We start from the raw sequence: 16,754 nt of genomic DNA on the forward strand, positions 1-16,754 counted from the left end.
TTAATATGTTTTATACCTTTAACCATGACCACTGAGACATTTTTCACCAATGAAGTTATTGATCTCGATCTTCTCCCAAAATACGAAGACATTCAGTTAGGCCAGCCACATCCCGATTATTGGAAAATCATCTGCATCAATCTGTTCATCTTTTTTGGCCTGCTAGGCATAACTGTTGGTTTACTCCTGTTCTTTATCGATGAAGTAAAAGCAAACGCAAAATGGATTATCCCGCTTTATCTTGCTTTATTAGCCATCTTCTTTTTACTCTTTCGTGCCAGTTTTAAAAAACGCGGTTATGCCATCCGTACACATGATGTAATCTATAAAAGTGGGATTATTGCCGAATCGACCACAATTGTACCTTTAAACAGGATTCAGCATATCGAATTAAATGAAGGGATTTTTTCCAGGATGTACAAATTGGGATCATTACAAATATTTACCGCAGGTGGCCAAACCGGGCATATCCATATTTCGGGTATTGCCATTGACGAGGCAAAGCGTATTAGAGACCTGCTTTTGAAAAAACTAGACCTGCTCGAAAACCCAATAACTGAATTGAATCCTAATGAATAACGATTTTAGCAAACCGCAACGCGAATCGGCCTTTGGTATCATCATCATGGGCTCCCATACCATGCTAAAAATTGGCAAAGCGAGTTTTTTCTTATTCATTATCGCATTTGTAAAAATGTCGGGCACTTCTTTTACCTATCTCCTGTTGGGCATTGCTGCGATCATCGTATTCAGTTTCATATTTGCTTATTTATGGTATTTAAAATTCACCTTCTTTCTGAATAAAGAAAAGCAGGAATTTGTAGTGAATAAGGGGATATTCAATCGCGATCAGGTCATTATTCAGCTTGATAAAATACAGCAGGTTAACATTAACCAGAATATGCTGCAGAAAATTATCGGTGTTTATGGTTTAAAAATCGATACTGCAGGGGCTCATGGCGAAGAAGTAAGCATAAAAGCCATCGACGAAACTTCGGCCTACAACCTTAAAGAGCATTTATTAAACAGAAGAGCCGCAATTGAAACGCCATTAGAAATTGAATTAGAAAACAAGAAGACAGCAGAAACACCATTTTTAAGAATAAGTGCCTGGACATTGTTTAAAGTTGGACTAACCTCTAATTATGGGCAAAGTTTAGCTTTACTTGCTGCTTTTTTTTACACCGTTATTTATGAGGGCAGGCAGTTGCTCGATGCTTTTAAAATTAATAAAGATGAAATTCAGAGCATGGTAACAGGTATGCTGACCATTGTTACCGTTTTTATCTTAATTGCCTGCCTATTAATGGTATTGTTGATTATTAATTTGGTGAGAACCTTTTACAAGTATTTCGAGCTCGAAATTAGTGAACATAAAAACACACTTTTACTCTCTTCAGGGCTAATTGCCAAGAAAAATACTCTGATTAGTCCCAATAAAGTCCAGATTACCAAATACAGCCAGAATTACTTTCAGAAAAAGATGAATATGCTGAATATGAGTTTAAAACAGGCTCATTTTGGTCAAAGTAAAAAAGGACATGAAATGCAAGGAAATACTTTGGAAATTCCGGGATGTAACCCTGGCGAACGGGATGAATTGCTAAAAATGATATTGGGTCAAATTCCTTTAAAAACAAAAACCTTTATCCCTGACTGGCGTTTTTTGAATTTACCGATCTTCTTTAAACTGGTTTTGCCAGTTGTGGCATTTTTAATCATTGCGTTTAACATTCCTGAAGTTAAACCTTATATCGGTGCATCAATTGTTTACTTTATTATAGGCACTTTGATGATTTATATCAGCTACCGCCGACATCGGATTTCAGTAAACCAGGATTTTATCATTAAAAAAAGCGGAATCTGGGATATTTCGAATGAAATTGTAATGCCAAATAAAATCCAGGCCATTAGCACTTTTCAATATCCATGGCATAAAGGGGTTGATGTTGGTCATCTTACCTTACATACGGCGGCTGGCCAGATTCACTTTAAATATGGAAATTATACCGAAATTAAACAGCTGGTTAATTACTGGTTGTATCAGGTAGAAAATGGAAACGAAGATTGGATGTGAGTTTTTTAAAGAATTAAAATAATGAATATGAATACCAGGGAACAGATCATTTTAAACGAAAAGAGATTATTAACGGCCATACTGAATGGTGATGTTGCAGACCTTAATCTGCTTTTGCATGAAGATTTACTTTTTAACCTGCCCAATGGAATAACCATAACAAAGGCCATGGATTTGGAAACTTATACATCCGGAAGTATCGATGTAAATTCTATTATCCCCTCTGAACAGCAAATTAACCTGATTAATGATACTGCAGTTGTTAGTGTTAAAATTGAGCTAAAGGCCATATATGCTTCACAAGCTATCGAAGGTATTTTCAGGTATTTGAGAGTCTGGAAGTTGTTTGATCAGGAATGGAAAGTAATTGCCGGAAGTTGTGTGGCCATATAAAAAATAACAGCTGCCAGGTTTAAATCCAGGCAGCTGTTATCGTTCAATTAATCCTGGTATGCCGCAGCAAACTCAGCCGCAAAATCTTTAAGCTTAATGTTACCTAAAACGGGCCTGTTTTTATAATAATCTACAAAAAGTTTATTGCTTCTTATCGCATCGCCCATTTCTACGTAGTTTTTGGCTATTTCTTCCGGTAAACCCGCTCCTACCATTCCGTTAAATGCATCTTCATCGCTAAATTCTATCCATGGTAATTCCGGCTTATCGACTGCAGCACCTAATATTTTTGCAACATCGGCTGGCGTACTTTCATCATCACTGGCGACATACTGTACGCTTTTACCTGTAAAATTACTTTCCAATACTTCAGCGGCTACCTCTGCAATATTACGCGGATGCACCAAAACTAATTTTGCATCAGCACCAAAATTAGACCCTAAAATGTTTGCCTGTTTAACCATATCAATATTGGCTAAAAAGTTAATGTAGAAATAACCAGCATGCAAATGTTTTACATCTACCCCATTTAATGTAGCAAAAATATTTTCTACATCGTGTAATCCGGCAATAGGACCAGTTCCATCCGGCAGGTCTGCACCTACGCTACTTAAATTCACTACTTTTTTAACACCTGATTCTTTAATGGCAACAGCATAATTTTCGCCAATACTTTTAATATATGCCCTAAATTTTGGTGCTGCAAAATTCGGCGGAACCATGGTGTAAATGGCATCAGCCCCAGAAAAGGCCGCTTTTAAAAATCCGATATCGCTTACACTACCAATTAATGGTATTGCACCCAGCGATTTAATTTCTTCGGCTCTCTCAGCATTGCTGCTAATAATTTTTACTTCGTGACCTTTAGCTACCAATATTTCGGCAAGTGGCTTTGTAATATTACCTGTTGATCCTGTTAATGTTATTTTCATGATTTTTTGTTTTTAAATATTGAATACAAAGCTATATTTGTACTTACTTTTATACAAGTACTTACCCCAAAGTATGTAACTATGACAGCTGTTAAAGAAAGTTCGACCCGTAATTTTAATAAAGGCATAGCGCTAACCAGCTGTCCTGTTACTTTTGTAATGGAAAAAATTGGTGGTTATTGGAAACCGATTATTATTTTTCATTTAATGAGCGGACCAAAACGCTACAGCGAGTTAAAACGTGCAATACCACAGATCACTGAAAAAATGCTTATACAACACTTAAAGCAATTGCAAAATGATGAACTTGTTTATAGAGATGCGCAAGCAGTTGTTCCGCCGGTAGTTACCTACAGCCTCACAACATCGGGGCAGGATCTTTTTGAGGTATTGGATTCAATGGTAGATTGGGCCGTTAAAAACGGATCGGTTTAACCTTGATAGGTACTCCTTCTGACTATCTTTAATTGGAGGGAAGATATTGAGCAATAGGTAGCTTAAAACTTTGACGTAGCGGTTAGCCAAGCCGCTACGTGTAAAACCAATATTTTGCTAAAATTATTTTATACGTACGGGGCCTATAGTATCATTATTCCCTTAATGTTTCCGACTTGCTTATAAACAGCAATCACCTCATCAGCATTTTGCATGATCTTTTTTACGGTAATGGAAACATATTTCCCGGTTTTTGAAGCATGCTCAATAAACTCATCATCAGGTAAAACGGTACGCAAATCTTGTATTTTGTCTAGTCCGCCCGTAATAATAAATTTAAAATTGTACACACCCGGAAATTGCTCAACACTTTCCAGTTTCTCTTTTAAATTAGCATAAATATCTGTATTTGTTCCCTCCGGGATATCAGTAAACTCGATATCCTTATTTATTTTTTTCTCTTCCATTATCAAAGCATATCAAATTCTATACCCAAATAAATAGGGTGCAATTCTGACAGAATTTAAATAAATACAGGTCTGGCTTTTCTAAAAACCGATGGAGCAGATTTACCATAGCCATATTAGCCCCCAATAAAATAAAGGCCATTTTACCATATAAGATAGATAAGGGCCATGTAAGCCAATGCAGGATAGATTCTGACTACGAAGTAGCTATTAAACCTAAACTTAATAAGAACAACTAATATAACAAGTGCAGCATGACGAGTGACAAAATAAACTATGGGTTTTACCCCCCAAATAGTAGCACAAACTCAATTTAAATAAACCATGGCGAAACGGATACCGGCCTGGTGGGCAATGCCTGTAGGCGTATGAGCAAAGCAAAGGGCTACCTAGGCCGATGAAATACAGGTTTGGCTTTTATATAAACCCATGGAGCTGATTTACCATAGCCATATTAGCCCCCAATAAAATAAGGGCCATTTTACCATATAAGATAGATAAGGGCCATATAAGCAATACCGGATAGATTCTGACCACGAGGTAGCTATTAGACCTAAACTTAATAGAACAGCTAATAAAACTAGTTCAGCATGACGAACGATAGAATAGGCTGTGGGTTTTAATCCCTCAATAGTAGCACAAACCCAATTTAAATAAACCTTGGCGAAGCGGATACCGGCCTTGTGGGTAATGCCAGCAGCAGTATGAGCAAAGCAAAGGGCTGCCAAATGCTATGAAATACGGATGTAGCTTTCCTCAAAATCAATCAAAAACAAGTTCTTTTTACCATGTTAGACTATAAGTTTCAACAAGTCTAATGGCATGATTGATTCTGAAACAAGTTCAGAATGACGAACCGTTAGGACGACCGATTAGGTTTTAAACTAATTACTAACAACTTTGGCAAAAAGCGATAGGAATTGTTATTTTTGAACCTCAAAAAAACAGGAGCCGATTTGGATTATTTAGCAGGATTAAACCCACAACAAAGAGCAGCAGTAGAGAACACAAAAGGACCAGTAATGATTGTTGCAGGTGCAGGTTCGGGCAAAACCAGGGTAATTACATTTCGTGTAGCCCACCTTATCCAAACCGGTACTGATCCATTTAACATTCTGGTTTTAACCTTTACCAACAAGGCGAGTAAAGATATGCGTGAGCGTATTAGTAAAGTGGTTGGTGCAGAGGCAAAGAACATTTGGATGGGTACTTTTCACTCTGTTTTTGCGAAAATTTTAAGGGTAGAGGCCGAAAAAATCGGTTATCCGAGCAATTTTACCATTTATGATACGGATGATAGTAAAAGTGTAATCCGTGCGATTTTGAAAGAAATGCAGCTGGATGATAAATTATATGCAGCGAACTTTGTTTTCAATAGAATTTCATCAGCTAAAAATAATCTAATTTCCTGGGGCGAATATCAGGCTAACGACCAGATACAGGCCGAAGATATCCAGAATAAACGTCCGTTGATTGGCCAGATTTACGAAACCTATGCTAAACGCTGTTTTAGAGCAGGTGCCATGGATTTCGACGATTTACTGTTCAAAACCAATATTTTATTGAAAGAACATCCGGATGTTTTAAATAAATACCAGCAGAAATTCAGGTACCTGATGGTGGATGAGTATCAGGATACCAACTTTTCGCAGTATACCATTGTGAAAAAACTGGCTGCTGCTTATCAGAACATCTGTGTGGTAGGTGATGATGCTCAGAGTATTTATGCCTTCCGTGGTGCAAACATCCAGAACATTTTAAATTTCGAACGCGATTATCCTGATTTAAAGGTTTATAAATTGGAGCAGAATTACCGTTCTACCCAAAATATTGTAGATGCAGCCAGCAGTATTATTGCCAACAATAAAAACCAGCTCGAAAAAAATGTTTTCTCGGATAATGAACCTGGCGACCGCATTAAGGTTTCGCGGGCTTTTACCGATAATGAAGAAGGTAAATTAGTTGCCGAAGCCATTATTCAGGAGCGCAGCACTAAAGGTTACCAGCACAACGATTTCGCCATTTTGTATCGTACCAACGCGCAAAGCAGGGCTATGGAAGAAGGTTTACGCAAATTAAACATCCCTTACAGGATATATGGCGGTCAATCTTTCTACCAGCGCAAAGAGATTAAAGATTTAATTGCTTACTTCCGTTTAACCTTTAATCCGAAGGATGAAGAGGCTATAAAGCGTGTCATTAATTATCCTAAACGTGGTATTGGCGATACCTCTATTGATAAAATTATTGTTGCGGCAGACCAGCATGGAAAAACCATGTGGGATGTAATTTCAAACGCACACGAATATGTAGATGGGCGTTTAGCCAATCAATTGAACGATTTTGCCATGATGGTGCAAAGCTTTCAGGCAGAGGCAAAAAAGCTCGATGCCTATGATACTGCTTTATTTATTGCCCAACATGCAGGTATTTTAAAAGAATTATATACCGATGATAGTGTTGAAGGACGTGCGAGATACGAAAATATTCAAGAATTATTAAACGGTATTAAGGAATTTGCGGAGCGCGAAGACATTGAAGAGAAAGGTTTGGATATCTTTATGCAGGATGTTGCGCTTTTAACCAATGATGATAAAGATGGAGATAAGAATAAGGATACGGTTTCTTTAATGACGATCCACTCAGCTAAAGGTTTGGAGTTTAAAAACGTGTTTATCGTAGGACTGGAAGAAAACCTGTTCCCCTCACAAATGTCGTTAACCAACCGAACTGATTTAGAAGAGGAGCGCCGTTTGTTTTATGTGGCCATTACCCGTGCCGAAGTGAAACTGACACTTACTTACGCTACTTCCCGATACCGCTGGGGAACTTTAACCAACTGTGAACCAAGTCGTTTCATCAACGAAATTAGTCCGAAGTTTTTAGAATTGGATGTTAAACCGGCAAAATCAACTAGTTTCGACGGAAACTTTGATGACGACCGCAAAACATGGACCTCGCAACCACGCGATTTCTTTAGCAAACCGAAACCAGCGGCCGGCGCAACTACTTCTGCCCCACCAGTCCGTCCGAAAACAACCTCGTTACTGGCAAAAGCACACGTGCCAACACCAGGCTTTACCCCATCGCAACCACATGAATTTCAGGGCGGTATGGAAGTGGAGCACGAAAAATTCGGTTTCGGAAAAATTATCAGCTTAGAAGGAACTTTGCCCGATGTTAAGGCAACTGTATTCTTCCAGGGTTTAGGTAATAAACAGCTATTGCTTAAATTTGCCAAGCTGATGATTGTAAAATAAGGACAAATTTCCATTTAGCCACGGAAACTCAGCTACACAGAAAATTAACAAAGATTCATCATCCTGACCCGATTTTACATCGGGTCAGGATTTTTAATAGATAAACCTTAATAGATGCTGAATCAAGTTCAGCATCACGATCGCTTTTGAAAATTCTGCCCAACGTTAAGCCCTCTGTGCTTTTCTCTCTGCGTTCTCCACTTTTAATAAACAGACCGGTCTTCGAGAAATTCTCCAGCCTTGAGTGTAATTAATTGTTCACGATCCAATGATTTAGCTTGCACATTCCATTCATCTGTCACCTCAATAACTTCAACCACAGTACCAAAAGGAAAAAATTCGCCTTTATTGTCAACTGTAATTTTCACCTTTTCCCCCACCTTAGGCTCTTTGAAAAATAATTGATTTCCGACTATACTCAGTCCTTCAATTTTTTCTAAATCTGATAAAAGATACTTTCGGTAAGGTGATTGCGGATTTTGCGAAATCAAGACAAAAGACTGCGTCGCCATTTCATACTGAACCTGCATTTTATAGAAAAATTTACCGCGAATTTTGTCTCCCAGATAAATTTTCTCTCCTTGTGCAGTAAGGCAGCCTGTGTAAAAAGATTCTATATTCATAAATTAACCGATAAGTTCTGATTTTCCATCGTAAACACCAAATATGACTTAAAATTTTAGAATGCTTATCTTGAAAAACCACAAAATTATCCTTATTATTGAGGTCGGTTCTCCCGATTACAAACCATGCAACTTACTAGGTTAGAAATTAAAGGTTTTAAGAGCTTTGGCGATAAAGTGACCATCAATTTTAATGAGGGTGTTACCGCTATTGTGGGGCCTAATGGTTGCGGGAAATCAAATGTAATCGATGCCATGCGCTGGGTTTTGGGCGAGCAGAGTACCAAAGCTTTACGTTCAGAAAAGATGGAGAACATCATTTTCAATGGGACAAAAAACCGTAAACAAGCGCAGCTCGCCGAGGTTTCATTAAGCTTTGATAATACCAAAAATATCTTGCCTACCGCCTATTCGCAGGTTACTGTTACACGTAAACTCTATAGAAACGGCGATAGCGAATACCGTTTAAACGATGTTCAATGCAGGTTAAAGGATATTACCGACCTTTTTCTGGATACCGGAATCGGCTCTGATAGTTATTCCATTATCGAGCTTAAAATGGTTGATGAAATTATTACCAACAAAGAGCATAGCCGCCGTTCTTTATTTGAGGAAGCATCGGGAATTTCAAAATACAAATTACGTAAAAGACAGACTTTCAGTAAGTTAAAAGACACTGAAGCGGATTTAGAACGGGTTGAGGATTTACTTTTCGAGATCGAAAAAAACCTTAAAACCTTAGAAAATCAGGCACGTAAAGCCGAACGTTATTATAAGTTAAAAGAACAATACCGCGAACTGAGTGTTCAGTTGGCTACTCACCGTATAGCCTTCTTCCGTACCGACTTAAATGCTTTAGAAACACAGGAGCAAAATCAGCAGGTAAACCGGACAGAACTCAGCAACAAAATAGATACTGGCGAAGCCGAACTGCAAAAGCTTAAACTGGGTAGTATTAGCCAGGAAAAGAACCTTTCCGTACAGCAAAAGGCCACAAACGAGTTTGTTTCTAAAATCCGCGCTTACGAAAGTGAGAAAAAAGTAAAAAACGAACAGATGCGTTTTTTACAGGAAAAAGAAACCCGTTTATCTGGCGAGCTCGAAAAAGATAAAAATCAGGTTAACCACATTAAATACAACATCAAACGTTTAAATGAAGAAGTTTTAACAGAAACCGAAGTTTTTAACCGATTGGAATCTGATTTAAAGCTACTGAAATCGACACTTGATACTTTGCGCGAGCAACAACAGACGGAGAAAAACAGGATTGACAACCTGATTAAATCGGTTAACGAGTTGCAAAACAACGTATATCAGTCGCAAAAGGAAATTGATATCCTGAATATCCAAAAAGATGCACTGGTACAGGAAACTAACCGAAATGTGGATGATACCGAAACCAAAACCTTAGAGTTAAAGGCTTTCGATCATGCTTTAGCCGAACTTGATATCCAGGTTAGGGAAAAGCAAGCCAACATTAAAAACCTGACGGAGGCTGAAGAAATTTTAAAGGAAAAACTGGCAGCTTCCGAAATCAACCTAAGTTCGAATAAGGAAAAACTGACGGCCGAAAACCGTAAAAAGGATGCCAAACAAAACGAGTATAACCTCACAAAATCGCTGGTTGATAGTCTGGAAGGTTTCCCCGAATCGATCCGCTTTTTAAAGAAAAACAACGCTTTTGCTAAAAGTGCCTTGCTCCTTTCTGATATTTTATTCTGTAATGAAGATTACCGCATTGCTATAGAAAATTACCTCGAACCGGTAATGAACCATTATGTGGTTGATCAGTATGCAGATGCCGTTCAGGCGATTAACCTCTTAACCGATGCCAGTCGCGGACGGGCTAACTTTTTCATTTTAGAAAATGTTCCTGATAAAAATCCGGTTATTGGTACACATGAGGGACTTGTTTCGGCTTTATCGGTAATAGAAGTCGACAAAAAATACCAACACCTGTGCAACCTGCTTTTACAAAATGTGTACATCGCAGTGGCTGAGCAAGAAAATTTATTTAAAGTCACGCCAACCGAAAGTTTAACCATTTTGGCTAAAAACGGGAAATATGCCCAAACCAAATTCACTTTAGCGGGTGGTTCGGTAGGTTTGTTTGAAGGTAAAAGGATTGGTCGTGCCAAGAATTTAGAAAATCTGGCAAAAGAAATCAAGGCTTCAGAATCGTTGATTAATCAATATAATGCGGCGATAAAAGCCGAAACTGATCAAATATTTGAGTTAAAAGAAGCTTCAAAAATCAATCAGATTAATGCCTTGCAACAAGAAATGAACCGTTTAAACAACGAACACATTTCTGTGCAAACCCGTCGCGACCAGTACCAGGAATTTATTACAACCAGTGAAAACCGCAAAACAGACATTGCCCAAAAGATTGTTTCGATAGAAAAAGCCTTGTCTGAAAAATTGCCTGCATTGGTTCAATTGCAAAAAGACCAGCAAGAAGCGCATGTTAATTTACAGGAACAGCAACTTAATTATCAGGAAATTGCCGACCAGGTAAACGAAAGTGCAGGTAAATACAATCAGGATAACATCCGTTTTCACCAGCAACAGAACAAATTATCGGGTTTAGAAAAAGATTTAGATTACCGTTTCGTACAGGAAGAAGCATTAAACAAACGCATCGCCCAAAACGACAAAGAATTACAGGAAGCACTGACTCAAATTACGGCAACCTTACAACACACCGATCTTAACGATGATACGCTTTTAGAAATGTATCAACAACGTGAAGAGATGGAAAAAGGGCTTGCAGAAGCCGAGCAAGCCTATTTCACAAGTAAAGGAAGCATTAACGAGGTTGAAAACGACCTGACCAATATCCGTAAAAACCGCGAAGAAACCGATTTCTTATTAACGGAGATTAAGGACAAAAAGAATGCTTTAAAAATCGATCTGAATGCCTTAAAAGAACGTTTAGCTGTCGAATTCAACATCGACATTAACGATCTTTTAGAAACAGACACTGAAATTGAAGCTTTAGAAAGTGAATTTGATCTCCGCCAAAAGGTAGAGCGAATGAAACGCCAACTGGACGAATTTGGTGCCATTAACTCAATGGCTATGGAGGCCTTTAAAGAAATGGAAGAACGTTACACTTTCATCCAGAACCAGAAAAAGGACCTTAATGCAGCCAAAACCGATCTTTTACAAACGATTAAAGAGATAGACGATACCGCTAAAGATAAATTTATGCAGGCCTTTACCCAGGCACGTGAGCATTTTATCGTGGTTTTTCGCTCTCTATTTAACGAAGAAGATAGCTGCGACCTGATTTTATCAGACATCAATAATCCGTTAGAGGCTGATATTGATATTATAGCACGTCCGAAAGGGAAAAGGCCTTTATCCATCAATCAGTTATCCGGTGGAGAAAAAACTTTAACGGCTACAGCCCTATTGTTTTCACTTTATCTGTTAAAACCTGCCCCTTTCTGTATTTTCGATGAGGTTGATGCCCCATTGGATGATACCAACATCGATAAATTTAATAATATTATCCGCAAATTCTCTGATCAATCGCAGTTTATCATTGTATCACATAACAAACGAACCATTGCCAGCACCGATATTATTTATGGCGTAACCATGGTAGAACAAGGTGTTTCGAGGGTTGTAGCGGTCGATTTAAGGGAAGTAGCGGCTTAAAATCTTAAAGATAAAAGTAGAAAGACCAAAGCAAAACCTACCGTTTCTGTCTTTGCCAGGAGGCTTTTCAGCCGACAGCCTGCCCCTACTTTCGGGAAGCAATCTATTTTGTAATTAAGAAAATGAAAGCTACTACCACTAGCTTCTTCAGGCCTGCTGTACACTATAGTCCCGACTTTACGCCGGGAGCTGCCGTTTCCATCAGGTTTAGAAACGCAATACCGTAAACTAAACAGCGTTTGAATAGCATAATGAAAAAATGTATATTTGTTATAACAACTTAAGGATATGTTAGCTACAGTTAAAGGATATTACGAAAAAGGGAAGATAACGTTGAAAGAAAAAGCACCTGTACAAACAAAAACAGAGGTTATTGTTACCTTTCTTACAGATGAACAACCAGTTATCTTAAAAAGAATTCCGGGTGCGCTGAAAGGTAAAATATCAATCCCAGACAATTTTAACGATCCTCTAGATGATTTAAAAGAGTACATGTAATGACATCTAATTACTATCTTTTAGATACACATTGCTTACTTTGGTTTCAGGAAAACAGTCCAAAAATCCCAAAAAAAGTATTGGATATTATTCAAAACATAGAAAATATCGTTTACTTTAGTCAAATTAGTTTATTCGAAATCTCAATAAAACAATCTCTTGGTAAACTTCCCAATTTCAGTGTAACTGTTGAGGACATTTATAATCAAGCACTTTTAGATGGTTTTACGTTTTTATCAATTGAAAATTCCTCAATTTTCAATTATAATAACGTCCCATTGTTGAATGAACATAGAGATCCATTCGATCGGTTAATAATTTCTTCAGCGATACAACAAGATGCTACCTTATTATCCGCCGATGAAAAATTCAAGTTGTATCCAACTATTTTAAAATTGTTTTGGCAGTAATCTATTATAACCATGAAAATCCTATATATCCTTCCCTTAGCCATGATGCTAAGTTGCTGTTCATCAGTAAAAAACCAAAATAATACCACATCGGACAAGTTGGATACCCAATTACTAAAAGATGTTGAGGTATTATCTTCAGATGCCTATCAGGGTAGAAAAACCGGAACAAAAGGAGCTGAAATGGCCAGGGCTTATATTATTGAAAGATTTCAAAAATTAGGTTTAAAATCTTACCCCCAACATGTAAACTATGCGCAGGAGTTCACTTTTAATGGAAGAGGCAATGCCAAAATAAATGGCACCAACATCATCGGCTACATACCAGGCAAAGGAAGCAATGTTATTGTGGTATCTGCCCATTACGACCATTTAGGCGTAGTAAAAGATGAAGTTTTTAATGGTGCTGATGATAATGCATCAGGAACTGCAGGATTATTAAAAATTGCCGCTTATTTCGCTAAAAACAAACCTAACAACACCATCATTTTTGCTTCTTTCGATGCCGAAGAAATGGGACTGCAAGGTGCAAAAGCATTTGTGGGCAATCCACCTGTACCCATTAACACTATTGCCATTGATCTAAACATGGATATGATCAGCCATAGTGATAAAGGTGAACTTTATGTATGTGGAACTTTTAAATACCCTGATTTAAAGAAATATGTAGATACGACTAAAACCAATATCAAATTACTTTTCGGCCATGATGATCCTAAACAAGGTCATGATGATTGGACCAACCAGAGCGATCAAGGGGCTTTTAACGCTAAAAATATCCCTTTTTTATACTTCGGTGTAGAAGATCATAAAGACTACCATAAAGCGACAGATGAATATACGACCATTACTAAGCCATTTTTCAGTCATGCAGCAAGTGCGGTGTTAGATGTGGTAAAAAGTATCGACAAGCAATCAGGTTTACAACAATTGTTAAAAGATAAAATGATCATGACGGATAATCCAAAAAGATCAGAAAAGTTTTAATAAACAATACAAAATAACCTAAACCTGCCCTATGCGGCAGGTTTTTTTATGCCTTATACATTTCAAAACAAAAATTATTTAACTGTATATCAAATAATTACAAATAAAACTATAAAAATAGTTTGAAAACTATTTTTATAGTAGTAACTTCATTTAACCAAACTATAAAAATAGTTGATATGATAAAAGAACTCACAAAAGCAGAAGAACAGATCATGCTCATCCTTTGGGAAATGGGCGAAGCCTTAGTAAAAGACGTTATCGAAAAAATGAACGAACCCAAACCTGCCTACAATACCGTTTCAACGGTAATCAGGGTTTTGGAAGGAAAAGGTTTTGTTGATCATAAAGCCATAGGCAATACACATATCTACTTTCCTATTATCAAAGAAACTGATTACAAGCGTTTTGCATTCGACAAGGTCATGAACAATTACTTCGAAAATTCTTACGAAAGTTTGGTTTCTTTTCTGGTAAAAGAAAAAAGTATGAGTACTGAAGAACTCAATGAAATTATTCAATTGGCTGAGAAACTTAAAAAAGATAAATGATGAGCTGGTTATATTATTTACTCGAAGCAAATCTATATTTCGCCTTATTTTATGGCTTTTATAGATTATTCCTCCACCGGGAAACCTTTTATGGCTTAAATAGAAGTTATTTAATTATCACCTCCATACTGGCATTTATTCTTCCATTTTTTCAGCTGGGCTTCTTAAAAGCACCTGTAATCGAACAGGTTACGATAGCACCTACAACGGAAACGGTTGTTGACCAGGTGATGATTCCAGAAAATTTGCCGCTGGAAAGTCATCAACCCAGTATCTTCAATAGTGATCACCTGATTATCGCAATTTATACTTTGGTTACCCTTGTTTTTCTGCTTAAAATGCTCTTTAACTTATCCAGAATTATCCACATGCGTAAACTACCATCTATTAAATTGGATAATGGAGTGAAAATCATTGATTTAAAAGATTCTAAAATAGCTTTTTCATTCTTCAATCTCCTTTTTTTAGATCCACAGTTGGCAGAAAAAAACACCATACTCAAACATGAGCTGGTGCACATTAAACAAAAACACAGTCTGGATGTGCTGTTATTCGAAATCATTCAAATCATCAACTGGTTTAACCCAATCGTTTATCTCGTTAAAAAAGACATTAAGTTAATCCACGAGTACCTGGCCGATGAAGAAACAACGAGATGCGATGTAGAAAAATATCATTATGCAATGTTTCTGATCCAAAATTCAACGGGGATCCAAAACTTAACATTAACTAACCAAATATTCAGTTCATCAATATTAAAAAAGAGAATTAACATGCTAAATCAAAAGAAATCAGCACGTTGGGCAAAGCTCAAATTGCTACTAGCACTGCCCGTTACTGCAGGCATATTATGCATTTCTACCATGGCTTTTACAAAAAATTATGGTTTTGTGGAACTTGGCCCTTCCTTGAAATTACCGTCAACAAAACAAGATACAGTTAAAAAAGCATTCGACAGTAATGATGGCATACACGTACCAAATCCCAATGAATTGTATTTAGCCTTACGTAGAGATCCTAAATCAAAAAAACTAACGACATATACAAAAAAGTTAATACTTCTAAATGGCAAAGAAATAAAAGCAGGCACGAGTGGGGGCGTAAAAAACATAAAACATATGATTAGGTTAAATCCAGCAACTGCTAAGGCAAAATATGGTGAAAAAGCTAGTCATGGTGCTATTGAGATTTTCAGTTCAAATCCTGAGATCATAGGCACTCCGCCGAAAGTAAAACTACCAGCTAACTCATCACAAAAAATTATAATTTTAGCTCCTCCACCTCCCATTGAGCAGGATACAACCAAAAAGAAAAAACTAAAAAAAGTAACTATAAAAGCTTACTGGGCTGCTATGGATACTAAAACAGCTCAAGCTTCAACGGATATTAAATACCAAACAATAGAGCGTAAACCTACGTCAACATCTGATAAAAACTTAAAGGAAGTATTGATTAAGGCCTATGAAAAAGGGATGGGTGATTACAAGATTTATTTTGGGAAACTAAAACTTTTAATACCAAAGGTAGAGTTCAATAATCTACGATCAGATAAAGATTACGCAGGCTTGATTCTTTTGAACAATATATCTAATGAGAATCTTAAAATAGAAAAAATAACTACTGACTGTGATTTTTTAGAGTTGAAAACTAACTCTAAGACTTTAATACCTAACAAAAATTTCAGCATTGATGTGGTCATAAGAAACGCAATGAAAGGTAATGTTTCTCAAAAAATATCTATATACTTCATCGGACAAAAATCTCCAATCATTATTCCTGTTGAAGGGAGCTTTATATAATGTACATTTATAAGATAACTATTGCGGTACGTAAACCACGTATTTCGTTTCGAAGAAATCTTCTTCAAAATAAGCTGAAAGCGGATATAATTCTGCTTTCAGTTTTGATTCTTTAATCTCTTCTGCCAAATCGCCACCTTTTAAGTACAAAATCCCATTTGGAATGGCATTTAACGTATCTTTTTTAAATTTCCCCTGTATCCATGGGTAAAATTCGCCTAAACGCGTAACGGCTCTCGATACCACAAAGTTAAATTTCTCTTTAATTTGTTCTGCCCTTAAATGATCAGCCCTTAAATTCTCCAAACCTAAGGCAGAAGCCACTTCTTTTACCACTTTAATCTTTTTTCCGATAGAATCGACCAGATAAAATTCCGTTTCAGGAAACAGGATGGCCAATGGAATGCCCGGAAAACCGCCACCTGTACCTACATCTAAAACAGATTCGCCGGCTTTAAAAGTGCAAACTTTAGCTATGCCTAAAGAGTGTAATACATGGCGCTCATATAATTCTTCAATATCTTTTCTCGAAATTACATTAATCTGCGCATTCCAATAGCGATATAAATCGAACAATTGTGAGAATTGAGCAATTTGTTTGTCACTTAAGTCAGGAAAATATTTTAAAACGATATCGGGTTTTACATCAAGCATAT

At 37.1% G+C, this 16,754-nt stretch carries 15 protein-coding genes; 11 read left to right on the top strand and 4 right to left on the bottom strand.

Annotated features, from left to right (window positions below; all coding sequences use genetic code 11):
- The first annotated feature begins 24 nt into the window (after positions 1-24).
- From CA265_12955 to CA265_12965, 3 genes are read left to right on the top strand one after another with little or no spacing between them, the layout of a single operon-like run.
- Positions 25-579 (top strand): hypothetical protein, encoded by a 555-nt coding sequence (locus tag CA265_12955; protein ID ARS40520.1) that lies wholly within the window; start codon positions 25-27, stop codon positions 577-579.
- On the top strand, positions 572-2,077 hold the full coding sequence (locus CA265_12960; protein ID ARS40521.1) for a hypothetical protein: 1,506 nt from the start codon (positions 572-574) through the stop codon (positions 2,075-2,077). Before CA265_12955 ends, CA265_12960 begins: the two co-directional genes overlap by 8 nt.
- Positions 2,078-2,104: 27 nt before the next feature.
- Positions 2,105-2,470 carry a DUF4440 domain-containing protein gene (locus tag CA265_12965; protein ARS40522.1) on the top strand — a complete coding sequence of 122 codons (366 nt, stop codon included), beginning with the start codon at positions 2,105-2,107 and terminating at the stop codon, positions 2,468-2,470.
- 47 nt (positions 2,471-2,517) lie between these two features.
- Here the strand turns inward: CA265_12965 and CA265_12970 are convergent, their stop codons facing one another.
- Positions 2,518-3,402: an NAD-dependent dehydratase gene (locus tag CA265_12970; GenBank protein ID ARS40523.1), complete on the bottom strand. Its 885-nt coding sequence runs from the start codon at positions 3,400-3,402 to the stop codon at positions 2,518-2,520.
- An 81-nt stretch (positions 3,403-3,483) separates the two neighbouring features.
- On the opposite strand from CA265_12970, the gene CA265_12975 reads away from it, so the two are divergent.
- Complete coding sequence (locus tag CA265_12975; protein ARS40524.1) at positions 3,484-3,837, top strand: transcriptional regulator; 354 nt, start codon at positions 3,484-3,486, stop codon at positions 3,835-3,837.
- A 143-nt stretch (positions 3,838-3,980) separates the two neighbouring features.
- On the opposite strand, the gene CA265_12980 is transcribed toward CA265_12975, so the two are convergent.
- Positions 3,981-4,304 carry a hypothetical protein gene (locus CA265_12980; GenBank protein ARS40525.1) on the bottom strand — a complete coding sequence of 108 codons (324 nt, stop codon included), beginning with the start codon at positions 4,302-4,304 and terminating at the stop codon, positions 3,981-3,983.
- Between the two features lie 956 nt (positions 4,305-5,260).
- Here CA265_12980 and CA265_12985 point away from each other — a divergent pair.
- A complete protein-coding gene (locus CA265_12985) occupies positions 5,261-7,564 on the top strand; it encodes an ATP-dependent DNA helicase (GenBank protein ARS42976.1) in 2,304 nt (767 codons plus the stop codon).
- Between the two features lie 203 nt (positions 7,565-7,767).
- On the opposite strand, the gene CA265_12990 is transcribed toward CA265_12985, so the two are convergent.
- Positions 7,768-8,187 carry a hypothetical protein gene (locus tag CA265_12990; GenBank protein ARS40526.1) on the bottom strand — a complete coding sequence of 140 codons (420 nt, stop codon included), beginning with the start codon at positions 8,185-8,187 and terminating at the stop codon, positions 7,768-7,770.
- Positions 8,188-8,313: 126 nt separating this feature from the next.
- Here CA265_12990 and CA265_12995 point away from each other — a divergent pair, with 126 nt between their 5' ends.
- The 6 genes from CA265_12995 (at position 8,314) to CA265_13020 (ending at position 16,098) form a co-directional block, all read left to right on the top strand.
- Positions 8,314-11,853, top strand: coding sequence for a chromosome segregation protein SMC (locus CA265_12995; GenBank protein ID ARS40527.1), 3,540 nt, complete (start codon positions 8,314-8,316; stop codon positions 11,851-11,853).
- A gap of 288 nt (positions 11,854-12,141) precedes the next feature.
- The gene (locus tag CA265_13000) at positions 12,142-12,351 is read left to right on the top strand and encodes a hypothetical protein (GenBank protein ARS40528.1); all 210 of its coding nucleotides are present in this window, start codon (positions 12,142-12,144) and stop codon (positions 12,349-12,351) included.
- A complete protein-coding gene (locus CA265_13005; protein ID ARS40529.1) occupies positions 12,351-12,761 on the top strand; it encodes a hypothetical protein in 411 nt (136 codons plus the stop codon). Before CA265_13000 ends, CA265_13005 begins: the two co-directional genes overlap by 1 nt.
- Before the next feature lie 12 nt (positions 12,762-12,773).
- Positions 12,774-13,748 (top strand): peptidase M20, encoded by a 975-nt coding sequence (locus CA265_13010; protein ID ARS40530.1) that lies wholly within the window; start codon positions 12,774-12,776, stop codon positions 13,746-13,748.
- Between the two features lie 179 nt (positions 13,749-13,927).
- On the top strand, positions 13,928-14,299 hold the full coding sequence (locus CA265_13015; GenBank protein ARS40531.1) for a transcriptional regulator: 372 nt from the start codon (positions 13,928-13,930) through the stop codon (positions 14,297-14,299).
- Positions 14,296-16,098, top strand: coding sequence for a hypothetical protein (locus tag CA265_13020; protein ID ARS40532.1), 1,803 nt, complete (start codon positions 14,296-14,298; stop codon positions 16,096-16,098). The genes CA265_13015 and CA265_13020 overlap by 4 nt, the downstream gene beginning before the upstream one ends.
- An 18-nt stretch (positions 16,099-16,116) precedes the next feature.
- On the opposite strand, the gene CA265_13025 is transcribed toward CA265_13020, so the two are convergent.
- Positions 16,117-16,752 carry a 16S rRNA (guanine(527)-N(7))-methyltransferase RsmG gene (locus CA265_13025; protein ID ARS40533.1) on the bottom strand — a complete coding sequence of 212 codons (636 nt, stop codon included), beginning with the start codon at positions 16,750-16,752 and terminating at the stop codon, positions 16,117-16,119.
- Between the last annotated feature and the right edge of the window lie 2 nt (positions 16,753-16,754).

Source organism: Sphingobacteriaceae bacterium GW460-11-11-14-LB5 (genome assembly GCA_002151545.1).
Lineage (GTDB): Bacteria > Bacteroidota > Bacteroidia > Sphingobacteriales > Sphingobacteriaceae > Pedobacter.